General features: G+C 42.6%; 23 protein-coding genes. 5 read left to right on the top strand and 18 right to left on the bottom strand.

The window, feature by feature from the left end; genetic code table 11:
* Nucleotides 1-11 precede the first annotated feature (11 nt).
* Nucleotides 12-203: a hypothetical protein gene (locus C3Y93_RS11860; protein ID WP_004976081.1), complete on the bottom strand. Its 192-nt coding sequence runs from the start codon at nucleotides 201-203 to the stop codon at nucleotides 12-14.
* Between the two features lie 442 nt (nucleotides 204-645).
* Between C3Y93_RS11860 and C3Y93_RS11855 the strand changes: the two genes are divergently transcribed.
* Nucleotides 646-1,137 (top strand): macro domain-containing protein, encoded by a 492-nt coding sequence (locus C3Y93_RS11855; protein WP_104853013.1) that lies wholly within the window; start codon nucleotides 646-648, stop codon nucleotides 1,135-1,137.
* A gap of 160 nt (nucleotides 1,138-1,297) precedes the next feature.
* On the opposite strand, the gene C3Y93_RS11850 is transcribed toward C3Y93_RS11855, so the two are convergent.
* Nucleotides 1,298-2,284 carry an IS110 family transposase gene (locus C3Y93_RS11850; protein ID WP_004278529.1) on the bottom strand — a complete coding sequence of 329 codons (987 nt, stop codon included), beginning with the start codon at nucleotides 2,282-2,284 and terminating at the stop codon, nucleotides 1,298-1,300.
* Nucleotides 2,285-2,517: 233 nt separating this feature from the next.
* Complete coding sequence (locus C3Y93_RS11845) at nucleotides 2,518-4,170, bottom strand: acyl-CoA dehydrogenase family protein (RefSeq protein WP_104853012.1); 1,653 nt, start codon at nucleotides 4,168-4,170, stop codon at nucleotides 2,518-2,520.
* Between the two features lie 82 nt (nucleotides 4,171-4,252).
* On the opposite strand from C3Y93_RS11845, the gene C3Y93_RS11840 reads away from it, so the two are divergent.
* Complete coding sequence (locus tag C3Y93_RS11840; protein WP_104853011.1) at nucleotides 4,253-4,885, top strand: TetR/AcrR family transcriptional regulator; 633 nt, start codon at nucleotides 4,253-4,255, stop codon at nucleotides 4,883-4,885.
* Between the two features lie 272 nt (nucleotides 4,886-5,157).
* Complete coding sequence (locus tag C3Y93_RS11835; protein WP_096902685.1) at nucleotides 5,158-6,678, top strand: catalase; 1,521 nt, start codon at nucleotides 5,158-5,160, stop codon at nucleotides 6,676-6,678.
* Nucleotides 6,679-6,841: 163 nt separating this feature from the next.
* On the opposite strand, the gene C3Y93_RS11830 is transcribed toward C3Y93_RS11835, so the two are convergent.
* The 8 genes from C3Y93_RS11830 to hcaE all read right to left on the bottom strand — a co-directional run bounded on the left by C3Y93_RS11830 (nucleotide 6,842) and on the right by hcaE (nucleotide 14,370).
* Nucleotides 6,842-7,894, bottom strand: coding sequence for an MBL fold metallo-hydrolase (locus tag C3Y93_RS11830; protein WP_096902684.1), 1,053 nt, complete (start codon nucleotides 7,892-7,894; stop codon nucleotides 6,842-6,844).
* 188 nt (nucleotides 7,895-8,082) lie between these two features.
* Entirely contained in the window at nucleotides 8,083-8,991 is a 909-nt protein-coding gene (locus C3Y93_RS11825; RefSeq protein ID WP_104853010.1) for a DMT family transporter, read from the bottom strand.
* A gap of 84 nt (nucleotides 8,992-9,075) precedes the next feature.
* Entirely contained in the window at nucleotides 9,076-10,302 is a 1,227-nt protein-coding gene (gene hcaD, locus C3Y93_RS11820) for a 3-phenylpropionate/cinnamic acid dioxygenase ferredoxin--NAD(+) reductase subunit (RefSeq protein ID WP_104853009.1), read from the bottom strand.
* A 4-nt stretch (nucleotides 10,303-10,306) separates the two neighbouring features.
* Nucleotides 10,307-11,272 (bottom strand): 3-carboxyethylcatechol 2,3-dioxygenase, encoded by a 966-nt coding sequence (locus C3Y93_RS11815; protein WP_104853008.1) that lies wholly within the window; start codon nucleotides 11,270-11,272, stop codon nucleotides 10,307-10,309.
* Nucleotides 11,273-11,343: 71 nt separating this feature from the next.
* On the bottom strand, nucleotides 11,344-12,159 hold the full coding sequence (hcaB, locus tag C3Y93_RS11810) for a 3-phenylpropionate-dihydrodiol/cinnamic acid-dihydrodiol dehydrogenase (RefSeq protein ID WP_004976058.1): 816 nt from the start codon (nucleotides 12,157-12,159) through the stop codon (nucleotides 11,344-11,346).
* A 2-nt stretch (nucleotides 12,160-12,161) separates the two neighbouring features.
* Nucleotides 12,162-12,488, bottom strand: coding sequence for a 3-phenylpropionate/cinnamic acid dioxygenase ferredoxin subunit (gene hcaC, locus C3Y93_RS11805; RefSeq protein ID WP_004976057.1), 327 nt, complete (start codon nucleotides 12,486-12,488; stop codon nucleotides 12,162-12,164).
* A complete protein-coding gene (hcaF, locus tag C3Y93_RS11800; RefSeq protein ID WP_104853007.1) occupies nucleotides 12,488-13,006 on the bottom strand; it encodes a 3-phenylpropionate/cinnamic acid dioxygenase subunit beta in 519 nt (172 codons plus the stop codon). The genes hcaC and hcaF overlap by 1 nt, the downstream gene beginning before the upstream one ends.
* Nucleotides 13,003-14,370 (bottom strand): 3-phenylpropionate/cinnamic acid dioxygenase subunit alpha, encoded by a 1,368-nt coding sequence (hcaE, locus tag C3Y93_RS11795; protein WP_004976053.1) that lies wholly within the window; start codon nucleotides 14,368-14,370, stop codon nucleotides 13,003-13,005. Before hcaE ends, hcaF begins: the two co-directional genes overlap by 4 nt.
* Nucleotides 14,371-14,651: 281 nt before the next feature.
* Here hcaE and hcaR point away from each other — a divergent pair, with 281 nt between their 5' ends.
* Both hcaR and C3Y93_RS11785 read left to right on the top strand, forming a co-directional pair.
* A complete protein-coding gene (gene hcaR / locus C3Y93_RS11790; protein WP_104853006.1) occupies nucleotides 14,652-15,554 on the top strand; it encodes a DNA-binding transcriptional regulator HcaR in 903 nt (300 codons plus the stop codon).
* A gap of 329 nt (nucleotides 15,555-15,883) precedes the next feature.
* Nucleotides 15,884-16,561, top strand: coding sequence for a DUF1345 domain-containing protein (locus tag C3Y93_RS11785; RefSeq protein ID WP_104853005.1), 678 nt, complete (start codon nucleotides 15,884-15,886; stop codon nucleotides 16,559-16,561).
* Nucleotides 16,562-16,626: 65 nt separating this feature from the next.
* On the opposite strand, the gene C3Y93_RS11780 is transcribed toward C3Y93_RS11785, so the two are convergent.
* The 7 genes from C3Y93_RS11780 to C3Y93_RS11750 form a co-directional block, all read right to left on the bottom strand.
* Nucleotides 16,627-17,487, bottom strand: coding sequence for an alpha/beta fold hydrolase (locus C3Y93_RS11780; protein ID WP_004976044.1), 861 nt, complete (start codon nucleotides 17,485-17,487; stop codon nucleotides 16,627-16,629).
* A gap of 275 nt (nucleotides 17,488-17,762) precedes the next feature.
* A complete protein-coding gene (locus C3Y93_RS11775) occupies nucleotides 17,763-19,028 on the bottom strand; it encodes an OprD family outer membrane porin (protein ID WP_104853004.1) in 1,266 nt (421 codons plus the stop codon).
* A gap of 426 nt (nucleotides 19,029-19,454) precedes the next feature.
* Nucleotides 19,455-20,474 carry a 4-hydroxy-2-oxovalerate aldolase gene (dmpG, locus tag C3Y93_RS11770; protein ID WP_004976038.1) on the bottom strand — a complete coding sequence of 340 codons (1,020 nt, stop codon included), beginning with the start codon at nucleotides 20,472-20,474 and terminating at the stop codon, nucleotides 19,455-19,457.
* An 11-nt stretch (nucleotides 20,475-20,485) separates the two neighbouring features.
* Nucleotides 20,486-21,382 (bottom strand): acetaldehyde dehydrogenase (acetylating), encoded by an 897-nt coding sequence (locus tag C3Y93_RS11765; protein ID WP_104853003.1) that lies wholly within the window; start codon nucleotides 21,380-21,382, stop codon nucleotides 20,486-20,488.
* Nucleotides 21,383-21,407: 25 nt separating this feature from the next.
* Nucleotides 21,408-22,205 (bottom strand): 2-keto-4-pentenoate hydratase, encoded by a 798-nt coding sequence (locus tag C3Y93_RS11760; protein WP_004976036.1) that lies wholly within the window; start codon nucleotides 22,203-22,205, stop codon nucleotides 21,408-21,410.
* 429 nt (nucleotides 22,206-22,634) lie between these two features.
* Complete coding sequence (locus C3Y93_RS11755) at nucleotides 22,635-23,303, bottom strand: HAD-IA family hydrolase (protein ID WP_004976034.1); 669 nt, start codon at nucleotides 23,301-23,303, stop codon at nucleotides 22,635-22,637.
* 353 nt (nucleotides 23,304-23,656) lie between these two features.
* Nucleotides 23,657-24,619, bottom strand: a complete 963-nt coding sequence (locus C3Y93_RS11750) for an RluA family pseudouridine synthase (protein ID WP_104853002.1) — start codon at nucleotides 24,617-24,619, stop codon at nucleotides 23,657-23,659.
* Between the last annotated feature and the right edge of the window lie 701 nt (nucleotides 24,620-25,320).

The following is a 25,320-nucleotide window of genomic DNA, read 5'->3' as shown; positions in this document are numbered from 1 at the left end:
TAGTTTAAGCCTCAAGCAACACACCATTCACTCCAAAAACAACAAGGGCGATAATCATCGGAATATCGCCCTTGTTTGTGTTTGCTATAGCCTCGTTTGGCATTTTTCTTACGGTCTACAAAAACCTGACTTTTGTTGACCTCGTGCATGTGCTTGGCCACAAAGTTATGCTGAATAAGCTCAGGCTGTTTTTTCTTTGCCATTACGCTGTTCCTTTCGGTTGATCATGGAAATGAGCAGTGTCGCTACTCTTTTAGATGGAGATGTTGAGGGAAAATTCAAGCCAATTGCTTCTGCATAACGTGACTATTCTCTCACCAATGTTCCATATTAAATTGGGAAGCCGATCATACGCTTTTTTGTACATTTTACAAGCGATTTTCACTCAATAGTGCTAAGATAAAAAGAAGGGTAAATAAATTATTGCCGCCACTTTATCAGATTTTTCTGACGGTTATTTTTGAAGGCTATTTTAAAGAACACTCAGCGGCTTTACCCATACAATTATAGCATAAAATTCTAAAAAATTTTATTACCTTTCAAAGACTTATTAGTTATAAAATCCACTAGAAAAACTGCAATGATTGGCTAATATGAATATAGAAGATCAGTTTAACAAGACCATTAAAAACAGGAGTCAAATTCATGATTTATGAAGTTTCTGGAGATATTTTACTGAGCGAAGCACGTGCGATTGCTCACGGTGTTGCCCCTAACGATAACTTTGCAACAGGTTTGGCTTTAAGTCTGCGTGAGCACTGGCCTGCGCTATATAAAGACTTCCGCAACTATTGTCATATTTACCATCCTAAAGCGGGTGAGCAATGGACTTGGGTCAATGCCGAAGGTGAACGCATCGTCAACCTGATGACTCAGGAAGCGGCTTATGACAACGGTTCAAAACCAGGTAAAGCATCGACAGAATACGTCAACCGCACTTTGAAAAACTTAAAACAGTTGATTGAAGAAGAGAAAATTGAAAGCTTGGCGTTACCGCGTCTTGCAACAGGTGTAGGCGGTTTAGATTGGGAAGATGTACGTCCACTCATCTACAAACACTTAGAAGATTTGGATATTCCAATTTACATCTACACTCTATATCAAAAAGGTGTAAAAGCTGAAGAGCCTGCGAAATAAGTTTCGCTGAAGCAATCAGCTTTGCTACAAGCGAGCGTGATTGATCACGACTCGACTGCAATATACGGTTCAATTCACCCGTTTGGTATTTGCCAAGCGGGTGAATTTTTTTATGTGTTAACTATGAGATACCGTCTTGGTAGTCAATCAGGTTTTGATATTATTCGACCAATAAATAATCTCTTTGATAGGCAGTCTGATGTTTTAAAACGCCATAACACAGATGTATAAGCTTGCGCATTGCAGCACCTAAAGCACACATTTTATTTTTACCCTGGCTTAATAATCGTTGATATAAAGCTTCAATGTGTGGATTATATTTAATCGCTGTTAATGCTGACATATACAATACTGAGCGTATTTTACTGTCACCTGCTTTTGATAAGTGACTTTGCTTGTTGACTGAACTGCCAGACAACTGATGTACTGGAACCAAACCTACATATGCAGCAGCTTGACTTGCTTTTTCAAACTTGTGCGAATGAAATAACCCCAACAGTAATAAGCCTGATCGTTCACCGATTGAAGGAATAGTTTGCAGTAATTTCAAATCCTGTTTCAATGTTGGATCTTGATCTATGTGATTATTTATTAACTTATCAATATGTTCAAGTTGCTGATTTAAATACTCAATATTCTCTTCAAGTAATTTAATCACAACAACGGAGGTATGAGTGGACTGCGCCTTTTCAAGTCGATTCTTTTCCTGCAATAGACTACCTAGATAGACATCTCGTCTGCCTAGTAAAGCTTTTAATAATCTGACATTTTCAGGTTCAGGCTGCCATATGATTAACTTTGCGGTGTAACCATAACGTGAAAGAGCTTCACTATCAGCTTTATCCGTTTTATTTAGCATGGACATGCCTTTGGCAAAGGCTCTTACTCGTGAAGGATTAGCCACACAAACCTTTACACCTGCATCATATAGATAATATCCCAAATTCTCATGATAAACCGAAGTCGCTTCCATGATTGCTGTCACTTGATCAGGTTCAATTTTAAGAGTGATGAGCCATTTGAGCAGACTGCCAAAGCCACTTTCTGTATTAGTAAATATTTTATTTTTTCTTTTTCCAGTCAAACCTTGAGGGAAAATGCAACAATCTATTTTGGTTTTACTGACATCAATACCTAGCATAATCATGGTGATATTCCTTGAGTTTAAGCTATGATTTTTATCCCATTAACCATCATCTTACCTTGTGAATACAGCATCAAAGTGCTTAGTTACCGTTCAGAGTTGTATGAGGGATAAGGGCAAATTGTAGGTTTTATCTCAGGTTCAAATTTAAGATTTTAGCAGCACTCCAAACTCTACAATTTGCGTATAGTGGTAGCTAATCACTATATCAATCAAGATACAAGTAGCACTGGATTTTATGCCGCAAATGCACGCTGTAAAATAGCGGCAACATCTACCTGTTCAGGCTTCAACATACCCACCACTTGCCCATGCGATTCACTATAACGTGACTGAATAAAACCCTGCGCAACAAAATCTGGGGCATAACGCAGCAACAATACCGCTTGTGCCAAGATCACCAAACGGCTGACTAAAGTACGTGCCATAAACTGTAAATCTTGACCGTTCGTGCTCTTCAATAACTGCTGCAAACGATCTAACTCACGACTTAAAATAACATCTGTAATGGCAGTACCCGCCAAGTCTTGTAATAACACCTGAATTAGCCCAGGTTCTCGCTGCATGGCGCGTAGCACATCTAAGCACATCACATTGCCTGAACCTTCCCAAATGGTATTCACAGGCGCTTCTTTGAAAATACGTGCCATGATGCCATTATCGACATAACCATTGCCGCCAAAGACTTCCATCATCTCGCCTGTAAGCTCCACAGCTCGTTTGCATACCCAAAACTTCGCTGCAGGCGTCATTAAACGCTTCCATGCCAAAGACACAGCATCATCGCTTTCATAACAATGCGCCAAATGAAAACTGAGTTGTACTGCCGCTTCAGTTTCCAGTGCTAAATCTGCCAAAACCGCCTGCATTAATGGCTGATTAGCCAGCGTCTGCCCAAAAGCTTGACGCTGTCGGGTATAGGCAAGGCACTGCACAAGGGCTTGGCGGAGCATGGCACTACTGCCCACAGCACAGGTTAAACGGGTGTAATTCGCCATTTCAATAATCGTGGGAATACCACGCCCCGCTTCTCCGATCATAACGCCCCAAGCCTGCTGAAATTCGACTTCTGAACTGGAGTTGCTGCGGTTTCCGACTTTGTCTTTTAAGCGCTGTACCTGAACATGATTTTTGCTGCCATCTTCCAACCAGCGCGGGACAAAGAAACAAGCCAAACCATCTTGCTCGGTATTGGCCACCACCAAATGCGCATCACACATCGGGGCCGAGAAAAACCATTTATGCCCTGTCAGTAAATAAGCTTGGCCTCGTCCTGTTTCTGCGACTGGAACGGCAAGTGTTTGGTTGGCACGCACATCTGAACCACCCTGCTTTTCTGTCATCCCCATGCCGAGCCAAATAGATTTCTTTTGTGAAATAGGCACATCGCGTGGGTCATATTCATTACTTAGCAGTTTTTCGCCAATTTTGGCCCACAACTCAGGTTCACGCTGAATCAGTGGAATACTGCCCAACGTCATAGAATTCGGGCATAAATTGCCACATTCGACTTGTCCTGCCAAATAAAACCGACTGGCCCAGTCCACCCATTTTGCTGTAGATTGAGGCTGTTTAAATGGATGCGCATGGGTGTCAAATTCACGATTCAGCGCCATCCAGTGATGCCATCCAGGATGAAACTCAACCACATCCTGACGACGTCCACGAGCATCAAAGGCATGTAAAATAGGGGTATGCCGATTGGCTAAATCTGCATAGTGATAAAATTCTGCTGAAGCCGCAATTTGCCCCATTTCATTGAGCCGTGTCTGATCCGTACTGCCATAACGAGATAAAATTTCTTGTAAAACAATGTCACTTTCAAATAAGTTATAGTCTTGTAGTTCGTCAAACTGATTTTGAATTTGATGGGTCGCCCATGTTTGCATTGTGTTAGATCCCTGATGATTTTTTCCTGATGATGCTTTTCAGTATAGAAAATAATAAGCAGCAAGGTGTTCGGCTTTATTTATGAAAAATTCTGAGATACAAGTGCGTCGTAAACCGCGCCAATCAAGCGCTAAACTGACCCAAGAGGCTTTACAGGAAAGTTTTGTTCGGCTTTTACATGAACGCCCTGCAGATCACATTACCATTCGTGAAATTACAGACTTGGCAGGCGTGGGTTTAGGCACGTTTTATGAATATTTTTCTAAAAAAGAAGATTTAATTGCACTCACCATTCACCTGCACGTGAAAACCAATGTAGAACGCCTACAAAGTTATGCATATCGGCAACTGGAGTTATCCACAAATCTAGCTTTCGAGGATTATTTGCAGCAAGTTGTTGGCTTTCAGCTCGAACAGATTCAGGCTCAGCAATTTTTATGGGCACATAGTTTTTTATTAGAGCGACAGATTTCTAGTATTGAAATTTATAGAAAAAGTTATGCCATGATGGTGCAGATGTGGCTGAATATTCTTAACCCATTTATTGCCAATGCAAGTCAATGCCACACCCTTGCTTTAAATATGCAGCGTATTTGCTATGGTTTTATCGCACAAAGTTTATTAATTGAGCCTGATTTTCAGGATTGGCCGCAATTGCGTAGCGATATATTGCAAGCCATGCTGCCTTTTTATAACAACCTTAAAAGCCTTTAATAGCTTCCGATTTACATCAGCCAAACACTCAGTTTTAGCATCGTTAATGCCAATCATAAACAATAAATTTATCTATTTGTAAAATTATAAAAATCGTTTTACATTAAAATGGTGAGATTTGAAAAGCTTTCATCTACAAAGCCCGATCTGCATGGTATTGTGGTGTTGTAGTTGATTTTTTAAACAAACAAAACGGTTCATGGCCGCTTGTTTTAGAAGCTAAATTTCTAATACAGCCCACCACATGATGATCACAATAATGGAGAACAACGATGAGCCAAGAGATAAAAAAATGCCCTGTAACGCATTTAACCACCGATGCAGGCGCACCTGTTGTAGATAACCAAAATAGTATGACTGCGGGCGCACGTGGCCCACTCCTCACTCAAGATTTATGGCTCAATGAAAAGTTGGCAAACTTTGTACGTGAAGTAATTCCTGAGCGTCGTATGCATGCCAAAGGTTCAGGTGCGTTTGGTACGTTTACGGTCACGCACGACATCAGCCAATATACCCGTGCCAAAATTTTCTCTGAAGTTGGCAAAAAAACTGAAATGTTTGCTCGTTTCTCTACCGTTGCAGGTGAGCGTGGCGCTGCCGATGCAGAACGTGACATTCGTGGTTTTGCTTTAAAATTCTATACTGAAGAAGGCAACTGGGATTTAGTCGGTAACAACACACCAGTGTTCTTTTTCCGCGACCCACGTCAATTCCCTGACCTGAATAAAGCGGTAAAGCGTGACCCACGCACCAACCTGCGTAATGCGACCAATAACTGGGATTTCTGGACTTTGCTGCCAGAAGCACTGCACCAAGTCACCATTGTGATGTCGGATCGTGGTATTCCTGTGGGTTATCGTCACATGCATGGTTTTGGTAGCCACACCTATAGTTTTATTAATGCCAATAATGAGCGTTTCTGGGTGAAATTCCACTTCCGCACTCAACAAGGCATTCAAAACCTGACCGATGCAGAAGCAGCAGAATTGATTGGTCGTGACCGTGAAAGCAGCCAGACTGACCTTTACAATGCCATTGAACGCGGTGATTTCCCGAAATGGACGCTGTTCGTGCAAATCATGCCTGAACTGGATGCAGAAAAAGTCCCTTATCACCCATTTGACCTCACCAAAGTTTGGCCGAAAGGTGATTATCCACTGATTGAAGTGGGTGAATTTGAACTGAACCGTAACCCTGAAAACTACTTCCAAGATGTTGAACAGGCTGCCTTTGCACCAAGCAACCTTGTACCAGGAATTAGCTACTCGCCAGATCGCATGTTACAAGCGCGTTTGGTCAACTATGCCGATGCTGCACGTTACCGTGTTGGTGTGAACCATTCACAAATTCCAGTGAATGCTGCACGCTGCCCTGTGCACTCAAACCGTCGTGATGGTCAGGGTCGTATGGATGGCAACTATGGCAGCTTGCCACACTATGAGCCAAACAGCTTCCATCAATGGCAAGAGCAACCACAATACCGCGAACCACCGCTAAAAATTCGTGGCGATGCAGATTTCTGGGATTATCGTGAAGATGATAGCAACTATTTTAGCCAGCCGCGTGCCTTGTTCAATTTAATGAACCCTGAGCAAAAACAAGCACTGTTTGATAACACGGCACGTGCAATGGGTGATGCTTTAGACTTTATTAAGTATCGTCATATTCGTAACTGTTATGCATGTGACCCTGCTTATGGCGAAGGCGTTGCAGCGGCTTTAGGCATGACCGTTGCCGATGCGCAAGCAGCACGTGCCAGTGACCCTGCACTTGGTCAGCCTGGCGTACTGTAATCTTTGTAGTTAAAGATCAAGTCAGTCTGAACAGCAAGACTTTAAACACCAAAACAAAGCCCCTATTTCGATAGGGGCTTTGTGTTCTATATCTATCATTGCCACTTTTCAGTAGCGTGAAAAGTAGCGTGTCACTTTTATTTAAGGTCAAGTTTTTAAAAGATTAAACAATTAATTTCTTACCTTCACGAATACAATAAAACGGATTCATTAATTTAGATGAACGCTTCATGGCATGATGCAAGTCTGCCTCTGGTTGCTCACGCCCTTCATCGGTCAGCTCAAAAGTGCGGTAATGAATGGCCAAAGAACATTTGGAATGTAAATCTTTATGGGCCTGAAAGGCATCTTCAGGGTTCATATGCATATAACGCATCAGATTCCGTGGCTCGTAAGAACCTATAGGTAAAAGTGCCACGCGCGGTGCGCCAATGCGGGTTTGGATTTCTTTAAAGTGTGGCGAGTAACCTGTATCGCCCGCAAAGAAGCAATGATCTTGCCCATGCAAAATAGAAAAACCGCCCCATAACGCCATGTTCTGATCACGTGCGCCACGCCCTGAACCATGTTGTGCAGGGGTGTAGACAATTTTCACTTCTTTAAATAAAGCCGATTGCCACCAGTCCATTTCAATCACATGCAAATCAGGCGGCAAATACCAAGCATTGCCCAAACCTGTATAAATAGGCATGGCAAATTGATGATTCAGCCATTTTAAGGTGGCTAAATCCATGTGGTCATAATGGTTATGGCTCAAGAAGACGGCATGAATGGTCGGTAAATCTTCCAGTGCAATCCCTGCAGGACAGGCACGTTTAGGCCCTCGCCCCTGTTTCGGACTGGCATGCTCTGCCCAGACTGGATCGGTTAAAAAGTTATACGGTCCAATTTGAATCAGCACCGTTGCATGCCCCACAAACCAAACTTGCCAATCATCCAAACTGGCGTGTGGACGTAATTGTGGCAAAGCACTTGGCGCTGTAAAAAATTGCTGTGCTTCTTGTTGCGGATTGACATTCCAACTGTTCGATTTGCGTTTTAGCAACCATTTCAATAAATCAGTTTGGCTGCGCCCCTCAGGACACGCAATCGGATTAAAAAACTGCGCTCCATCATAATGATTTGAAGGCAAAAACTGCAGCTTGGGTTTACGCCAAGTATGCGACCAACAGGCTTCCGTTGGCAGTTGAAAATGCTTTTGTTCCACGTTGTTCATGTAAGCCCAATAATATATAGCGCATCGGCCATGATGCTTTTAGTCCTGATCTGTTCAGAAATAAACACAGCTTTGGTTCATGTGTTGACTCTATCACGCATAGTAGCGAAATCAAGCGGGCAATTTCCTTTATGTTTTTGTTGTTTTGAGGAAAAAGTCGTATCGGACAACAACTCAGCACTGCAAAATTAGCCTTTGCAGAAATACTGTTCGCGCCATTCTTTCCAGAAATACATCACAATACCCAACATCACCACAGCAATACCAATAAAGGCATTCATGCTGATGTGTTCATTGTTTAGCGTTGCACCCAGAATCAGCGCAATAATAGGCGTCATCACATTGCTTAAAGAAACCGTAGATGCAGTTAAACGGCGAATTAGCCAGAAATAGCACAGCATTGCCACAATAGATGACATGATCATGGTAAAGATAAAACCAATCATGGTTTTCACCCCAGGCATGGCGGTTGGAACATGCTGCCAAATAAAAGGAATTAATAACAATGAACCCAGTGCCGAAACCATTAATGAACCTGTGGCCTGAGACATAGGACTTAAAGGTGCATTGATTTGTTTGACCCAAAAAATTGAGCTGATATAAGACACCATGCTAATCAGCATGAGCACCACACCCCAAGGGTTCACTTTGCTGTCGGCAGAATCAGCAAAAACAAAACTTAGCCCTAAAATGGCAATTGCCATACCAATCCACTGTAACGCAATCAGTTTTTGTGTACGTAGAATCACATGACCGATCAAGCCTGCAATCAATGGCGAGAAACCAAAAATCAGCGCCATTAAACCTGAAGTTAAATAATTTGCTGCCAAATAGATAAATAGTTGCGCACCAATTAAGTTCAGACTTCCTGCCAAATAGCTTTTCATAGAAGTGCTATCAAAAGGCAATGGGCCACGCATCAATTTGAGTAAACACAGCGCAATCACAGAAGCACCAAAGTAGCGGATTATCAGCACCCACATCGGATGGACTTCTTGCACACTCCAAACAATCGCCAATGGCGTAGTGGCCCAGATCAGCACCAAGAGCACATAAATACTGGCGGTCACAACAAGCGGAGATGTATTGGCGTTCATACTTTACCCAACATGAAATCTAACTTTTTTAAGCACATAAAAAACAGACCTAAGTTGCCTCATGTCTGTTTCATTTATTCAAGATTACTTCACCAGTTTGCGAAGGTCTTGGCTCACATCTAAATACTTGTCTGCGTCAAATGCAGCCTGTTTGCTAATCAGCTTTTTCAGGTGACGCATGTCTTTGGCAGCGTTCACGGTAATTCCACCTACAATCACGCCATCAGTCACACCAAACAGTACGAATGTGGAGTCACTGCGTTTAGTCGTATCCATCTCACCACGTACACGCCATTCTGCTGCCGACATATCACCAACGAATTGGTAGTTGATGTCGAGCTGATCAGTCCAGAACCAAGCAGGATTTGCAACAGGATGCGCCACGCCCATGACATGACGTGCAAAAATGCCTGCTTGCAAGTTGGCATTTTCCCAAGTTTCTACACGCCGATGGTTACCACATTCACGAAGTTGTGAAGCAACATCGCCCGCAGCATAAATGTCTGGGTTTGAGGTTTGACAGTTTTCATTCACATGCACTGCAAAATCTGCATCCAAACCTGCTTCAACTGCTAGTTGTGCATTTGGAATAATACCAATACCGTAAATCACAGCATCAGCACGAAGTTCTTCGCCGCCCTCAAGGGTGACAACAATTTCTTCACCATCCAACTTACAATCTGCAATTTGCGTGGATAGACGTACATCAACACCTGCCAGTTGCTGCTGCTCAAGCAAGAATTCACTTAAAATACGTGGTGATGAACGACCCATCACCATTGGCCCCATTTCAATGACCGTTACTTGGCAGTCTTTGAAACGTGCTGAAGATGCCAACTCCAAACCAATCACACCGCCACCAATTAAAATGATACGGCGACCCGCTTGCAGCACAGGAACCAAAGCTTGTGAGTCTTCAAGGTTACGCAGCGTGTAAACGTGTTTACCCAAAGCATCAAAATTTGGCAAACGACGTGCTGCACCACCTGTAGCAAGCAAAAGTTTGTCGTAAGCAACAACCTCACCGTTTAAGAGTTCGACGGTTTTCGCTTCAGCATTGATTTTGCTCACACCATTGCCACGGATGGTTTCCACGCCCAATTCTGCCAATTTTTCTTCAGACAGAATTTCGATTTTGGTTTCTTCTGGACGTAAAATTACATCTTTAGACAGTGGTGGGCGCTCATAAGGCAAATGTGCTTCATCACCAATGAGGATGATTTTGCCTGCATATTGGTTGCCACGCAGCTCAAGAATAGCACTCGCCCCTGCCTGACCTGCCCCCACAATCACAATTGTTTCTACACTCATGGGCTTAACCTTTTAACTCGGCAGATACGATGCCAAAGCCCGCAATCCACTCACTAATATCTTCATAGCAATGCGTGGTCATTTCATACGCACCCAGTTCATCTAACGCAGCAAAAGCAGCCATCCACGAACGGACTTCCTGACCACCACGACCACCATCTCGACGAATTTCAGCTTCGGTCATGGCTTCCATAGCTGCAAAGTCTGCCTGTTTGAATTTTTCAAGCAAGGCAATATCCCACTCAGGGCTAAGTGGTACTGCGACCGATGTATCACCCGCTGCAAGTTTTTGCCCAACAGCAATAATCTTGGCTTGGCGTGCATGACGTGCTTCAGCACTTGGGTTACGCCCTGCAATTAAAAACTCTTCAACTTCAGGTGGCACTGAACCCATTTGCGGTGTTGGTGGATCGTGCGACAAACCACCTGTACCTAAAACAAGAACGCGTTCATTTTCAAGATTTAAAGACTTGATAAACTGCCCCACTGCACGACCCAAAGCAATGGTACGCTTCGTGGTTGGCATTGGTGCAGCAGCACCATTGATAAATACAGGAATGGTTGGGTAACGGTCTAACTGACCATCGCACAAGAAATGTAAAGGCTGAGTCACCCCATGATCAGCCTGCATACGATACGAGTACGCCACATCTACGCCTTCATCCAATACACGATGTACCATAGCCAAAGCTTTGTCTTCAGGCACATCAATACGGTCATTGTCTTTGCCGTAGTCCCAGTCACCCGCAGCCGTTGCGCGAATACCCACACAGAAACTTGGCATCAAATCGTAAAAGAAACCGTTGAAATGGTCTGGACCAAAGGTAATGATCAGGGTTGGATCGTATGCTTTGACTTCGGCAGAAAGTTGCTCAAAGGCAGCACGAACTTTTTGTTCTTTAGATTGATCTTGCGGTGTTGCAAATTCCATTAAAGGACTGTGCGATGCACAAATGAGTTTAACGGCCATAAAAGACTCCTAAATAAGGAAGGCAGCCCAGAGAAAGGCTGCCGATTCGTCTATTGAATTTAGACTCAATTTTATTCGTCAAAAAAACCTGCACGTGGTTGACGCAAACCACGAATACCCAAACCACATTCTGCATTGATCAGAACGCCAGTCAGCGCACGGTTATTTTGACGCGATGCCAAGAGCACATACGAACCAGTCATGTCTTCTGGCTCAGGCAAGAAATTCAGCGGCATACCGCGTGCAATTTTTTCAGGATCACGTGCATCGAGTAAGCCTAGGTTTTCCTGACCTAAAGACGCTGCGCCCTTAATATTGACATTCATCGCTGAAGGCGCAACAGCATTGACACGTACTTTAGGTGCCAATTCATAAGCCAACTCTTTCATGATGCCAACACCTGCATGTTTAGATGCAGTGTAAACAGGACCACCGCCTGAAGAATACAGCGCAGAATTGGATAAGGTTAAGATGATAGAACCTTCAGATTTCACCAACTCATCCAGTGCTGCTTTTGCCCCCAAGATTAACGCCTTGGTATTGATGCCCATGATTTCATCAAAGGCTTTTTCAAGCTGCTCACCAGAAGTATTGACGATATCTGCGTAGTGATCCCAAATCCCTGCATTGCCAATAAAGCAATCCAGCTTTCCAAAACGCTCCACAGTGGCCTGCACAGCACGGACATTGTCTGCATAGTTGGCAACATCACCAGCGACTGCCACGATTTGATCACCAAAACGTTCTTTTAAGGCATCGACTTTAGATTGTGAGCGCTGTAACACGCCCACATGCGCACCTTCTTCAAGAAAGCGCTCGACCAAAGCCCAACCTAAACCAGAACCGCCACCTGTAATCAGTGCCACTTCGCCTTTTAGCCAACCCATGCTTACTCTCCTGCCATTTCTACATATAACGCGCCGTCTTCAACTACCACAGGGAAAGTTTGAATCGGGTCGGTGGCTGGCAAGCATAATGCTTGACCAGTCTTTAAACAGAAACGTGCAGAATGCAGTGGGCATTCAACTGTGCCATCATCTTCAAGATAACCTTCAGACATTGAGGCATTGCCGTGTGAACAACGGTCATTCATGGCAAAGAACTCACCACCGTTGTTGAATACTGCCAGTGCTTCAATACCGTTCACACCGCAATCCACTTTTAACGCTTCGCCTTCGTCTAATTCGTCAACTTGGCAAACAAAGATTTTATTCATTAGAAGAATACACTCAGGTTGTGTGAGTTATAGGTTACTTGGTCAAGTACAATCTTACGGTTGAAGATCTGGAAGCCTAAGCCACCTTCAACACGACGGATTTTGTCATGGCGCTTACCACAGTAAATAGTCACGTCTTTCTCTTTTTGAGTACGGTACAACAAGTAAGTTACGTGTACGTCGTATTCACCTTCGACCTCTGTCGCTTCAACAATCACGTTGCTGACCATATGCGTGGTACGTGACGGAGGTTCTTCAGCCCATGCCATACCTGTTTCCAGACGTGCAACACGGCGCTCAAGCAAGTGTTTGTTGTCGTTGAACACCCAAGTTGTAGGTGGTTCAACTGAACGACGACGGTCACGGGTTTGCGCATTTGGTGTGGTACGCAAGGTATAAGAAATGTCTTCTGCCATGAGGTCTAACCACTCACGGAATTTCCAGTCGTCCAGCAATTTTGCTTCGCGATACAAGAATTGGCTCACTTCATGTTGAAGTTCTAAACTGATTTGACTCATTTCATTAGCTCCTTCTCGTATTCGTCAGCTGCTTTTTCAACGTCTTCCCATTTTTCATGGATCAGCAAGTCTGCCCAACGGCGGTACATACCACGTGCTGCAGTTTCAGAGAAAATGTAGTTGGTGATTCCTGGAATACCATCTTCACGTACTTTTTCGTTACCTTTACCCATTTCTACAATGAGCTTGTTTTGACGTGCTTTATAGCCGCGCAATACTTTTTGAATTTCAATCCAGTTCTCAGAGTCATCTTGCTCTAAGAAACCTGCAGGACCGAAGGCACGTGTTGCAGAGCGCTCAAATGCTTCTTTCACGTCTTGAGGTGCTTCAGCATCGGCAATACAGAATGCCCATACTTCAGTTTTATTTGGACCACGTGGATGCCATACGCGCAGTGTTGCAGTACCGTTCAACCAAGACAGTGTTGGGAACATGGTGTTGTGACCTGCAAGACGTAAGGCACGTACTTCGCCTAAACGCTCTTTCACTTCTTCGTAAGTTTCACGGAAGTAGTTGGCAACTTCACCATCAACCCAAACGTTTGCATCTGGTTTTTCTGTAAAGAAGAAACCTGAACCGTGACCACGTGAACCATACTGAATCGCATCTTTGGCAGTTTCCCAAACAGGACGAGCTGTTTGCGCTGCACCTAATTGTTTGCTGCTGTCATCATCTGGTTTTGCACCAAGTACCTGAATCGCAGAGGCGTGTGAGAACAAAGCGTGATATTGGTCAGAAGCAAACTGTTCTGCAGCAAATTTCCAGTTACAGTCAATTTCCCACTTGTGTACACCACCAATAATTTCAGTACCACCCGGACGACGGTCAATCACGCCATCTAAGTACCAAGCGATGTCGCCCATGTATTCTTCTAGATCTGGAGTAGTTTCATCCCAGCAACCAAAGATCAAGCCTTTGTAAGACTTCACACGGTTCACTTCCACCAAGCCCCATTGCTCTTTACAAGCACCTTGTGGATACGCACGTTCTTCTAAAGGAATATCTTTGAGTGAACCATCAATACCGTAAGACCAACCATGATATGGGCAAGTAAATGCACGGGTATTACCACAGTCTGCAAAGCTCACACGCATAGAACGGTGACGGCACTGGTTTAAAAATGCTTTGATTGAACCGTCTTTTTGACGTGCCACAATAATTGGATCTTCACCCATGTAGGTGTTGAAGAAGTCGCCAGCTTTAGGAATTTGGCTTTCATGACACAGGAACAACCACGTACGGCCGAACACACGTTCAAGTTCTAATTCGTAGATATCTGGATCTGTATAAATAGATGGAGTGATACGTCCATTTTGTGCATCGACCAAAGCGTCGATTTCGCGCACATCAATTTTTCCACTCATGAAAAGCTCTCCTGTGACCAACAACGGCACAAAGTAAATAGACTCAACTTTTGATGGATAATGGTTTTTTAGGGACGTTTAGTGAAATATTTTTTTTGTTTCAATTAATAGTTTTTATAGATTAATCCAACATTATATTTTGCATTTAAATCGTTGCATAATGATGAAACCCTATTTACTTCGCGAATGACACAATAATTCTCACCGAATAGTTGTTTATAGATCATTCTTTTATTAATCTATAATTAGACATATTTTGAATTAATCTTTGGAATGGTTGTATGGAATTACGTCACCTTCGCTACTTCATTACCGTTGCTGAAGAACTCAACTTCAGTAAAGCCGCACTTAAACTTTATACGGCTCAACCTTCGCTGAGTCAGCAAATTAAAGATTTAGAAGAAGATGTCGGCGTTAAGCTACTCAACCGTACCAAACGTAAAGTCGAGCTAACCGAAGAAGGTGCTGTATTTTTAGAACAGGCGCGTCTGACTTTGGCGCAAGCCGACAAAGCGGTTGCCATGGCGCGTCAGGTGTCACAAGCCAAACAGCAAATGCTGCGCATTGGCTTTGTTCCTGTGGCAGAAATGAAAATTTTCCCTTTTGTACTGCCTAATTTACGAGTACAAAACCCAGATTTAAAAATTGAATTGCTGAGCCTAAACAACACTGAGCAAATGAAAATGATTAAAAAAGGTGAACTCGACATCACCTTTACCCGTCACAATATCAACAGTGATGAAATTGAAAGCCAGTTTGTACTGCGTGAACCACTGATTTTTATTTTGCCCAAAGATCATCCGTTAGCAAAATACGAACGCGTTCCTGTCAAAGCATTGAATGGCATTGATTTTATTATTCCTTCGGCAGAGGCTTCGTATAATCTGCATCACTTGATTGTCGATTTTGCCAAACAGCACAACATTGAACTAAACATTGTGCAAAAAGCTGACAACATTTTATTTAATATCAACTCGATTGGTATGGGCTTGGGTTGCACCATTTTACCAGGCTATGTTGCTCCGCTAACCATGGAAAATACCGTCATCCGTCCACTTGATGTAGAACTTCCACATTTAGATTTATACGTCAGCTACGGCAAAAACAGCCATTCCGCTGCGGTACAGAAATTTATGGAACTGCTCACACGTGTGTTCTATTTGGACATCAACCGCGAACAATAATTCTAAAACCACTCGCGTTTTTCAACCTTTCAAAAGTGCTTGCTGCTTGATGTAGTAAGCACTTTTTTGTGCATCCTAAATGCTAAAACACAGCTTTAGACTTAAGTCTAAACTTATTTTTTAATCTTTTTCTGAACTACTGCTCATTCTTACACTCAAACATTCGCATTTTTGCAGTCTGCTTTTTCCTCGCTTCGCTACCACATTTCCTGCAAATTACAACTTAAGTCTAATAAGTTAAAATAGACACCCCATCGCTATTTTCTAAAATTAAGCCGATGATAACAGGCAGTAACACCTTTAGATTGCACATCCAGAAAGGATCAAGAATGATAAAAACACCCTTCAGCAGAATGAAAACAGGGATTCAATATCGTCCTTATTTTTTTATCAGTTTTGTGATTACCATTGTGCTGTATGCTATTTTTCAGACCCTCACTGCATGGTCATGGTCAAGCTGTTTATTGATTAGCTGGAATATCGCGATTTCCTGCTATTTGGTTTTAACCATGCGCAGTTTGTGGCACAGCGATCATGCACATATTTTACAACGTGCCCAACAACAAGATGCCAGCAAATGGCTGATTTTATTCTTGGTATTTCTAACCTTAGTGATGTGCTTTATTGCGATCATTGTCGAGGTGAATTTATTTGCACAAAGTGAGTTTGTGCGCATGGGACATTTTATTTTATCCATTACCACTATTTTATGTGCTTGGTTTTTTATGCACACCATTTTTGCGATTCACTATGCGCATGACTATTATTTGGCACTGCAACAGCACCAAGAAGGTGGTTTGGATTTTCCCAAGACGTCGCATCCAACCTATCCTGACTTTTTATATTTCAGCTATGTGATTGGTACATCTGCACAAACCGCCGATGTCTCGATTAGCTCACAACCCATGCGGGTACTGAACACGCTACATATTATTTTGGCTTATAGCTTTAATACCACTATTTTGGCAATTTGCATTAACTTGGTCGCGAGCTTTATTCAGCACTAAATTGGGTACATAAAACATCCATAAAAAAGGATGGCAAATTGCCATCCTTTTTTACCTCACTGCGCTTAATTTACGCCACGTGCAGTTAAGTAGTTTTTAATCACAGTGTTAAATTCTTCCGCTTTTTCAACCTGTGACCAGTGACCACATTGGCTGAAAATGTGTGCATCGGCATGTGGCACAATATTTAAAATATCCCATGTACGCGATACTGGAATCACCACATCTTGTGTACCGTGAATCAGCAATACAGGCACAGTGATGTCTTTCATTTTGTCAAAGTCGAGTGGGAACTCGAAACGGTCACGGTCACGCGCGCCCACAACATCCATTAAACGGTCTGAAGCATAGTCATTTTTTGCAGAAGCAAAACGGACTTTGACCAACTCATCTGTAATCAAGTCTTTATTTACCACGAACATTGAAAGCGTCTTTTTAATGCCTTCTTCAGTCAATACAGGATTTGCATGCGCTTTGAGGGCTGCAGTCTGTTTTGCACCGCCTGTACCCATTGAGATAATACCAAGAACACGCTCTGGGTAATCCAATGCCAACTGGAATGCCAACCAGCCACCCAACGAGTTACCCACCAACCAAGTTTTTTCAATGCCCAATGCATCTAAAGTACGTACAGCATGATCTACCCATGCACGGATGCCATATTGTGTGCCCGGTGCAACCACAGTTTGACCATAGCCGATGGTATCAATGGCGATACAACGTGCTTGCTCACCAATTTGTGGCAAGTTTAACCACCAGTTTGCAGCAGCCGATACGCCTGTACCTGAACCGTGTAAAAATAGAATAGGTGTACCTTCACCCACTTCATGATAATGCGTTAATTCGCCTTCTGCTGTTTCAATCCATTTATCTTCTAAGCCAAAGAATGGATCTGTTGTATAGTCAGGGATTTGAACAGTGCTCATATATACTCCTCGTACAGTCTTTAGCTTGCGTTTGGCTCTAGGTATAGAATTTGACGTCAAGTGGACTCATTCAACATTACTTTTACAGGCTTATACTACCTGTTCACACGGCATCAACTGATACAAATTTACGATCACAACCTACAAAAAACCGATTAAACAACTCTTTGAATTTTATAAATTTAATAAAATTAAAGTCTTAATTTTTACAAGGTATTTAGTGCGTAAATATTAAAAAAAGAGCGACTATTTAAAGTCGCTCTTTTTTTCAAATTTTAAAATTTATAGGTGTAAGTGGTGGCTACACGGTACTCTTGTAAATCAGATTTGTAATCAAAATCTGCATCAATATACATTGCCTGAACACCTAAACCTTTCAATTTACCTTCTGGTACGGTGTAATTGACAATCAAGTTCAACTCTTTTGAGTCTTGGTCTTTTTTCACACCATACGTTGCATCTTTACCTAACATATACACAGCTGTTGCGTTTAAGCCTTTTGCACCCAATTCAGCAAAATCATAGCCATAAGTGAAGCCCCATGATTTTTCATCAGGGTTGGTAAAGGTTGCAACACCCCAGTTCACTAAATAAGGCTGTGGCACCCAACCACCCAATGTTGGAAAGTTGGTTTCGCCAAACATTTGCTGATAGCCAACACCAAAAGTATGCGCACCATAATTCACCTTTGCACCTACCGAAAGTGCTTGGTTATCAATTTCACCATATAATTGATCACCCGATTCGGCGTTATCAAAGTAGCGTACATGGCTAGTGAGTTTGGTCTTTTCAGCCAATTGGCGGTTATAACTCAAACCTACATAATGTTGTTGGTAAATATCTTTCACATCTGCATACCAATAACTTGCACCCAACTCTTTTGTGAATTGGTGATCTACTCCCGCAATCCACATACCATCAGAAGTTGGACCAAGATCAAAATGTCCTTTTGAAGCATCTGGCAAGGTTTTACCTGGTGCGAATAAAGTCAGATCACGGAACTGATTGTCATAACGGTTGTTAATTTTATCAATATAAGCAACGGATAGTTTAGTATTCTGAATATCTTTAGATTCTAACCATGCACCACTATAAGTGGTCAGCAATTGACGTGATGGATCAAAGACCAAAACTGGAGATACAGGTAACAACTCCCCCACTTTAAGCTCAGTTTCAGATACTTTCGCTTTGAGCGTTGCTCCCACTTTCCCAAAGTGATCTTTTGATTCTTTACCGTTATGTGGCAACACCCAGTCAGGGTTTTTATCGCGCCCTTTGAGTTTCACTGCATGCTGAACAAGAAGATCGGCTCCAACCTTAATTCCACCTAAATCGTGATAACCTGATTTAGCATCTAAAGTGACAGCTTGTGACCATGAGCCCCAATTACCCGCAGGGTTGTCCTTAATTTGACGATCTAAATAAAAATTCTTAAATTTAAGCTGAACATTGCTGTCGTCAATAAAATCTGCCTGAGTGGCAGATGTCCCTAAAGTTGCTGTCGCAGCAAAAAGTGCTATCCATAAATTGTGACGATGCATGAGTTTTTCCTATTCATCCAATAAGCGAATTAGCGCATCATGCAAAACTCTGTAATTGAAAAAAATCCGACCACAGTATTAGGGTTTTCAGCAGATTTTAGCCTTTCTTTACATTATGATTTTTTTTAAATATTTTTAATTCTTTTTAACGATAAAAAATTAAGCTCAAAATCCTCACTAAATGAATTTTTATTTGAATTCACTGCTTAATTTAGGTGAAAAACGCTGTTATTTTTTGCATCATGTGAAGGATTAATCTTTTTTAACTTTAAACCCATGTGTTAGCGTTATTTTCTATAAACCGAACTTATAAGAAAAACATTTTAATCAGCACAAAATTCAGCACGTTTTACATCTTTCACAGCATAAAAAAGCACCCCAAACGCATTTGGAGTGCTTAATTCAAGCCTGCTTTATATTAAAAACTTAGGCTTGCATTTCACGTGCTTTAGACATAGTCAATGCCAAGTCTTCAATCATATCTTCCTGACCGCCCACCGTGCCACGACGACCAAGCTCAAGTAGAATTTCACGCGCAGATACGCCATATTTTGCTTCGGCACGTTTTGCGAACAATAGGAACGATGAGTAAACACCTGCATAACCTAAAGTTGCTGCATCACGGTCTGCACGAATTTGATGCGTCATCATTGGAATGATCAAGTCTTCAGCAATATCCTGCACTTTAAACAAGTCCACACCTGTTTCCATTTGCATACGGTTTGCGACCGCTACAAACAATTCAAGTGGTGTATTACCTGCGCCTGCACCTAAACCAGCCGAAGCCAAGTCAACACGGGTTGCACCTGCGGTCACAGCCGATACAGAGTTCGCAACGCCCATGCCCAAGTTATGGTGACCATGGAAACCAATTTCGATGTCTGAGCCGAGGTTGGCACGTAAAATACCTACGCGATCAGTCACATCTTGAGGCAACATATAGCCTGCAGAATCTGTTACATAGATACAGTTTGCACCGTAAGACACCATTTTTTGTGCTTCTTCGAGCAATTTTTCAGGAGAAGCCATGTGCGCCATCATCAAGAAGCCCACAGTATCCATACCCAGTTTACGTGCTGCAGTAATGTGCTGTTCAGAAACGTCTGCTTCAGTCGAATGTGTCGCCACACGAATGGTTGCCACACCTACATCATGCGCCATTTTCAGATGATCAACTGTTCCAATACCTGGCAATAACAGTGCAGAAACTTTTGCCTGTTTCAGGTTTGGAATCACTGCTTTCAGATATTCTTCATCAGTAGCTGCTGCAAAACCATAGTTCACAGAGTTACCACCTAAGCCATCACCGTGTGTGACTTCAATTAAAGGAACACCTGCATCATCCAACGCAGTGGCAATTGCAACCATTTGCTCTGGTGTGGTTTGATGGCGCATTGGGTGCATACCATCACGTAAAGTCATATCATTAATAATAATCTTAGACATTTTGGTATTCCTTAAGCTTCAGCAGTTTTGAAAACGTGTTCTGCAAACATTTCTGCAGTACGTGCAGCCGCTGCAGTCATAATGTCTAGGTTACCTGCGTATTTAGGCAAGTAATCACCCAAACCTTCAACTTCCAAGAAAATTGAAACACGGTTGCCATCAAAAACAGGGCCGTTTACAAGTTTGTAACCTGGTACATATTTTTGCACTTCTTTAATCATGGCATGCACAGATGCTGTAATCGCTGCCTGATCTGGCTCACCTTCTACCAAGCAGTGAACGGTATCACGCATCATTAAAGGTGGCTCAGCTGGGTTAATGATGATGATGGCTTTACCTTGTTTTGCACCGCCAACTTCTTCAATCGCGCCTGCAGTGGTACGGGTAAATTCATCAATGTTTTTACGTGTACCCGGCCCCACAGATTTAGTCGATACCGTTGCAATAATTTCACCGTATTCCACAGGTTGAACGCGAGAAACTGCAGCCACCATAGGAATTGTTGCCTGACCACCACAAGTCACCATGTTGACGTTTGGCACTTCGCCCGCTTTTAGCAACGCTTCAAGGTTCACTGGTGGTACGCAGAATGGGCCAATTGCTGCAGGCGTTAAGTCAATCATCAACACGCCAAGTTCATTCAGTTTGCGACTGTTTTCTGCATGCACATACGCAGAAGTCGCATCAAAAGCAATTTTAATGTCATCTTCAAGTACGTGAGGAAGAAGACCATCTACACCGTCACTTGTGGTTTTTAAACCCATTTTTGCCGCACGAGCTAGACCTTCAGATGTTGGGTCAATTCCCACCATCCACACAGGCTCTAACCATTCACTGCGTTGTAATTTATAAAGCAAATCTGTACCAATATTACCTGGACCAATCATTGCACATTTAATCTTTTTCATGCATGTACTCTCTTAGAATCTCGATTTATTCCGCAGCAAACGCAGCTGTCACTGAACCAAAGCCTTCAATTTCAACTTTGAATTCTTCACCTGGCTGTGCAACAACCATAGGACCTAAAGCACCAGTTAAGATGATGTCGCCTTTTAACAATGGACGACCACGGCGCACCATTTCATCGGCTAACCACACGGCAGCGTTTAATGGATTTGCTAAACAAGCTTTACCCACGCCTTGAGAAACTACTTCTTCACCACGGGTCATCACCATTTTGCAGTTCACCAAATCCAGATTTTCTAGCTTGACTGGTTTTGAACCTAGAACGAATGCAGCAGAAGATGCGTTATCGGCCACGGTATCAATCAAACTAATTTTCCAGTTTTCAATACGGCTATCGACCACTTCAATGGCAGGCAAGGCATATTCAGTCGCGCTGATAATATCCGCATACGTGTGTTTTTCTTTGGTTAGATCTTGGTTAATCACCAATGCAATTTCTGCTTCTACTTTTGGCTGAATCAGCAAACCTGCAGGAATCGCTTCACCATCACCATAAGCCATATCGGCAAACAACATGCCAAAGTCAGGCTGATCTACACCCAGTTGTGCTTGAACCACTTTAGAGGTCAAACCAATTTTACGCCCCACCAAACGACGACCTTCTTTTAAGGCACGTTCGGTATTCACTTCTTGAACGGCATAGGCAATATCTACGTCAGCACTTTCACCACCAAGTTCTGGGCGGATTGGCGCAATCGCAGTTTGAGAGAGTTCGGCAGTACGTAATGCTTGCGCAACTGATTCAACAACAGCAGAATTCGACATCAATGTTTCCTTAAACTGCAAAAATTGGGCATATACCCCGAGATGTTGGAAAGGTAATAATAGAAAATAGGGATGATGACCCCGATCTTGTCCATTCTCAGGACAAGCTATCCAGCTCAGAGGTATGTAAACTGATTAAGAATCGGAAAAATGGCGGGTTTATGCCAATACTTATTTTCTTTTTTTCAATAGCTATTAGCTATTAATCTATTTTTATAAAAAGCAAGCAAAACAGTTGTCTGTAGGCTATGACATTATTTTCCGAGTCATTGACTCGGCAATTCGCAGCAATCTTAAAATGTCTTAATCCTAACTTTAGACTAAAAGCTAAGCCTTTTTATGACGCTCCCAAAAGTACATAAAAAAAGAGCAACCTGAAATTTTTCAAGTTACTCTAATTTCAAATTCATCTAAATTGTTTTACTGGGTTTAACTCGCCTGACGTAAACGATATTGCTGCACTAAAAAATCATGCAAACTCGGCACATCATCTGCAATGGTTAAAGGCTGATAACGCTGCAACACCTCTACACTATGCACGCCATAACTCACGCCTACACGCGGCATGGCAATGTTTTGTGCCATTTCCAAATCGTAAGAAGTATCACCCACCATAATCGCTTGCTCGACCTGCACATCGGTACTGCTCAAAATTTCCTGCAACATTAAAGGATCAGGTTTAGATTTGGTTTCACTTGCAGCACGTGTCGCCACAAACAAATCCTGACTTTGGGTTTGCGCCAACACTCGGTCTAAACCTTTACGGCTTTTGCCTGTTGCCACTGCCAATTTCAGTCCCAAACCTGACAACTCATCGAGCATATCTGCCACACCCTCAAACCAAGCATCGGTTTTTGAGTGTTCGACATAGTGTTCTGAATAGCACTGCAAAATCGCTTGATGCAGCTCTGGCACTTCAGGAAATAAACGCTGTGCCACTTCAGGCAAACCCAAACCAATAATACTTTTAGCCGCAGCATCGGTCAGGGGTTGCTGAAATTGTTGTGCTGCGAACTGCAAACTCGCCACAATTTGACCGACGGAATTAAATAAGGTGCCATCCCAATCAAAAATGATGAGTTCTACAGGTTTGTTCATATTAGATTCCTAGATTTGATTCGGCTTTTAAATTCCCTCGCTTTACCTTAACTCAAAAGGATAAACGACCAAGAATCAGCACATATATCACAACAAATATTCGATACGCGAAGGGCGACATGGATGTCGCCGTTTCGCTGTGGCACAGAGATGTTCCATCAGCGAAACAAAAGTTTTTTGTTACTTTTCATCTTTGAAAAGTAAGGCATAGCCTATACACCAAAAATTTAAATTAAAAACTTTAAAATGTGGCAGTGAATTACCCCTGAAAACCTCATCTCCTTTTTGCGAAACAATGTTCCTCATCTTTAAAAAGAAGCAAGCTGCTATCGCACAACAGAGAGTTACAAAAATTAAAACTCAGGTGGCGCCGTCGGCTTATCCGCCTTTTGCGCTCTCAACTGCGCCACCAAACTCTGCATATCTTCAGGTAAAGGCGCTTCAATCACAGGATAGCCTGGAATTTCCAAACGCATGGCATGTAAGCACAAACGACGTGGCGCAGGACCCCGATATTCAGTTTGATGACCATATTTATCATCACCTACTAGCGGATGCCCAATACTTAAACCATGCACACGAATTTGATGGGTACGTCCAGACAATGGCGAAGCATATACCAAGCTTGCATGCATAAAACGCTCTGCCACATTCCACTGGGTTTTAGATTCTTTACCTTCTTTAGACACACGTACACGACGTTCGCCATTCGCCAATTCATAACGATGTAACGGCGCATCAATCAATTGTTTATCCAAACTCACCTGCCCTTTGACAATGGCAGCATAAGTTTTTTGGATTTTATGTTCGCGCAATAAATCTTGCAGGGTTTTTAAGGTACTGCGTTTTTTGGAAATCATCACCAAGCCTGAAGTATCACGGTCAATACGGTGAATCAATTCCAAATATTTTTTACCTGTCGCAGCACGTAAGCCTTCAATCAACCCGTAGGCAACGCCACTGCCGCCATGGACTGCAATGCCCGAAGGTTTATTCACCACCATCAAGCCTTCATCTTCATAAATCACACGGCTTAATAAGCTTTGTGCGACCTTGTCTGAAATTGGAGCAGCACTGTCGTCTTTTTGTTCATAGCGAATCGGCGCCACACGAATTTGATCGCCAATATTCAGTTTGGTTTCTGCTTTAATGCGCTTTTTATTGACCCGCACCTGCCCTTCACGAATCAAACGATAGATGCGACTTTTAGGCACCCCTTTTAAACGACTAAACAAAAAATTATCGATGCGTTGACCCGCTTGATGCTCATCCACTTCAAACCAAGTGACACTTTGCCATTGTTGGGTAGAATTCATACAGTTAAGAGACCTAATAAAATACTAAAATTGATTAAAAACTGATCATTTAGGCTATGCTTTACACAAGAAACATAAGCTTAGCCCATAGGCAGATGATGCAAGGTTTGATATAGTCAGCGCACGGAAACCATCGTCAGTGGGTTCACGTTGAATCTTTTCAGGTTTTTCTGAAATAGAGCAATCAACCAACATCCCACTACATACGAGCAGGTCCCAAAAGAATTATGCCGACGCCGAAGGCTTATTATATCGGCAAAAAAGCAAACTGTTGCGTTTAATTGTACCTCAGGTACATAAATCAGTTTGCCTGAAAAAATATGTCGCCAACTCTAGTTGGTTTTTAAACGTAAACTGATACACATCAGATTAGTCGCACCCTGAAAACCACTTCAGGCTAAAGCGTTTGATGTATTGGATCTGCACAATTTGTAAAGATACGACGATAATTCCGTATCAAGACACTCTATCTATGAAAGAAGAGATGATCTTCGAGCAATGTGACAGTGAAAGTTACACACATCCAATACACCGCTCGTCCGCCAGTGAAGCGATCAGGTGACTTTATCCGTTTAAAGGTTAAAGCCGTATTGCCATCATCAATACGTGAATCATACACCGCAGCCCCACACAAAAAGGCCGGTAAAAAAAGCTCAGACCACAATTGGTTTTTTTGAGATCTGAGCAGTTGATCCGTGATG

Source organism: Acinetobacter sp. SWBY1, assembly GCF_002946595.1.
In the GTDB taxonomy this organism is placed as follows: Bacteria; Pseudomonadota; Gammaproteobacteria; order Pseudomonadales; family Moraxellaceae; genus Acinetobacter; species Acinetobacter towneri.
Note: the sequence above shows the minus strand (reverse complement) of the source record. Positions and strands in the feature narration are given on the sequence as shown.

Excerpts from the sequence above, each read along its gene's own strand:
- C3Y93_RS11860 (WP_004976081.1), bottom strand. The coding sequence starts at position 203 with ATGGCAAAGAAAAAACAGCCTGAGCTTATTCAGCATAACTTTGTGGCC.
- C3Y93_RS11855 (WP_104853013.1), top strand. The coding sequence starts at position 646 with ATGATTTATGAAGTTTCTGGAGATATTTTACTGAGCGAAGCACGTGCG.
- C3Y93_RS11850 (WP_004278529.1), bottom strand. The coding sequence starts at position 2,284 with ATGATTATGCTAGGTATTGATGTCAGTAAAACCAAAATAGATTGTTGC.
- C3Y93_RS11845 (WP_104853012.1), bottom strand. The coding sequence starts at position 4,170 with ATGCAAACATGGGCGACCCATCAAATTCAAAATCAGTTTGACGAACTA.
- C3Y93_RS11840 (WP_104853011.1), top strand. The coding sequence starts at position 4,253 with ATGAAAAATTCTGAGATACAAGTGCGTCGTAAACCGCGCCAATCAAGC.
- C3Y93_RS11835 (WP_096902685.1), top strand. The coding sequence starts at position 5,158 with ATGAGCCAAGAGATAAAAAAATGCCCTGTAACGCATTTAACCACCGAT.
- C3Y93_RS11830 (WP_096902684.1), bottom strand. The coding sequence starts at position 7,894 with ATGAACAACGTGGAACAAAAGCATTTTCAACTGCCAACGGAAGCCTGT.
- C3Y93_RS11825 (WP_104853010.1), bottom strand. The coding sequence starts at position 8,991 with ATGAACGCCAATACATCTCCGCTTGTTGTGACCGCCAGTATTTATGTG.
- hcaD (WP_104853009.1), bottom strand. The coding sequence starts at position 10,302 with ATGAGTGTAGAAACAATTGTGATTGTGGGGGCAGGTCAGGCAGGGGCG.
- C3Y93_RS11815 (WP_104853008.1), bottom strand. The coding sequence starts at position 11,272 with ATGGCCGTTAAACTCATTTGTGCATCGCACAGTCCTTTAATGGAATTT.
- hcaB (WP_004976058.1), bottom strand. The coding sequence starts at position 12,159 with ATGGGTTGGCTAAAAGGCGAAGTGGCACTGATTACAGGTGGCGGTTCT.
- hcaC (WP_004976057.1), bottom strand. The coding sequence starts at position 12,488 with ATGAATAAAATCTTTGTTTGCCAAGTTGACGAATTAGACGAAGGCGAA.
- hcaF (WP_104853007.1), bottom strand. The coding sequence starts at position 13,006 with ATGAGTCAAATCAGTTTAGAACTTCAACATGAAGTGAGCCAATTCTTG.
- hcaE (WP_004976053.1), bottom strand. The coding sequence starts at position 14,370 with ATGAGTGGAAAAATTGATGTGCGCGAAATCGACGCTTTGGTCGATGCA.
- hcaR (WP_104853006.1), top strand. The coding sequence starts at position 14,652 with ATGGAATTACGTCACCTTCGCTACTTCATTACCGTTGCTGAAGAACTC.
- C3Y93_RS11785 (WP_104853005.1), top strand. The coding sequence starts at position 15,884 with ATGATAAAAACACCCTTCAGCAGAATGAAAACAGGGATTCAATATCGT.
- C3Y93_RS11780 (WP_004976044.1), bottom strand. The coding sequence starts at position 17,487 with ATGAGCACTGTTCAAATCCCTGACTATACAACAGATCCATTCTTTGGC.
- C3Y93_RS11775 (WP_104853004.1), bottom strand. The coding sequence starts at position 19,028 with ATGCATCGTCACAATTTATGGATAGCACTTTTTGCTGCGACAGCAACT.
- dmpG (WP_004976038.1), bottom strand. The coding sequence starts at position 20,474 with ATGTCTAAGATTATTATTAATGATATGACTTTACGTGATGGTATGCAC.
- C3Y93_RS11765 (WP_104853003.1), bottom strand. The coding sequence starts at position 21,382 with ATGAAAAAGATTAAATGTGCAATGATTGGTCCAGGTAATATTGGTACA.
- C3Y93_RS11760 (WP_004976036.1), bottom strand. The coding sequence starts at position 22,205 with ATGTCGAATTCTGCTGTTGTTGAATCAGTTGCGCAAGCATTACGTACT.
- C3Y93_RS11755 (WP_004976034.1), bottom strand. The coding sequence starts at position 23,303 with ATGAACAAACCTGTAGAACTCATCATTTTTGATTGGGATGGCACCTTA.
- C3Y93_RS11750 (WP_104853002.1), bottom strand. The coding sequence starts at position 24,619 with ATGAATTCTACCCAACAATGGCAAAGTGTCACTTGGTTTGAAGTGGAT.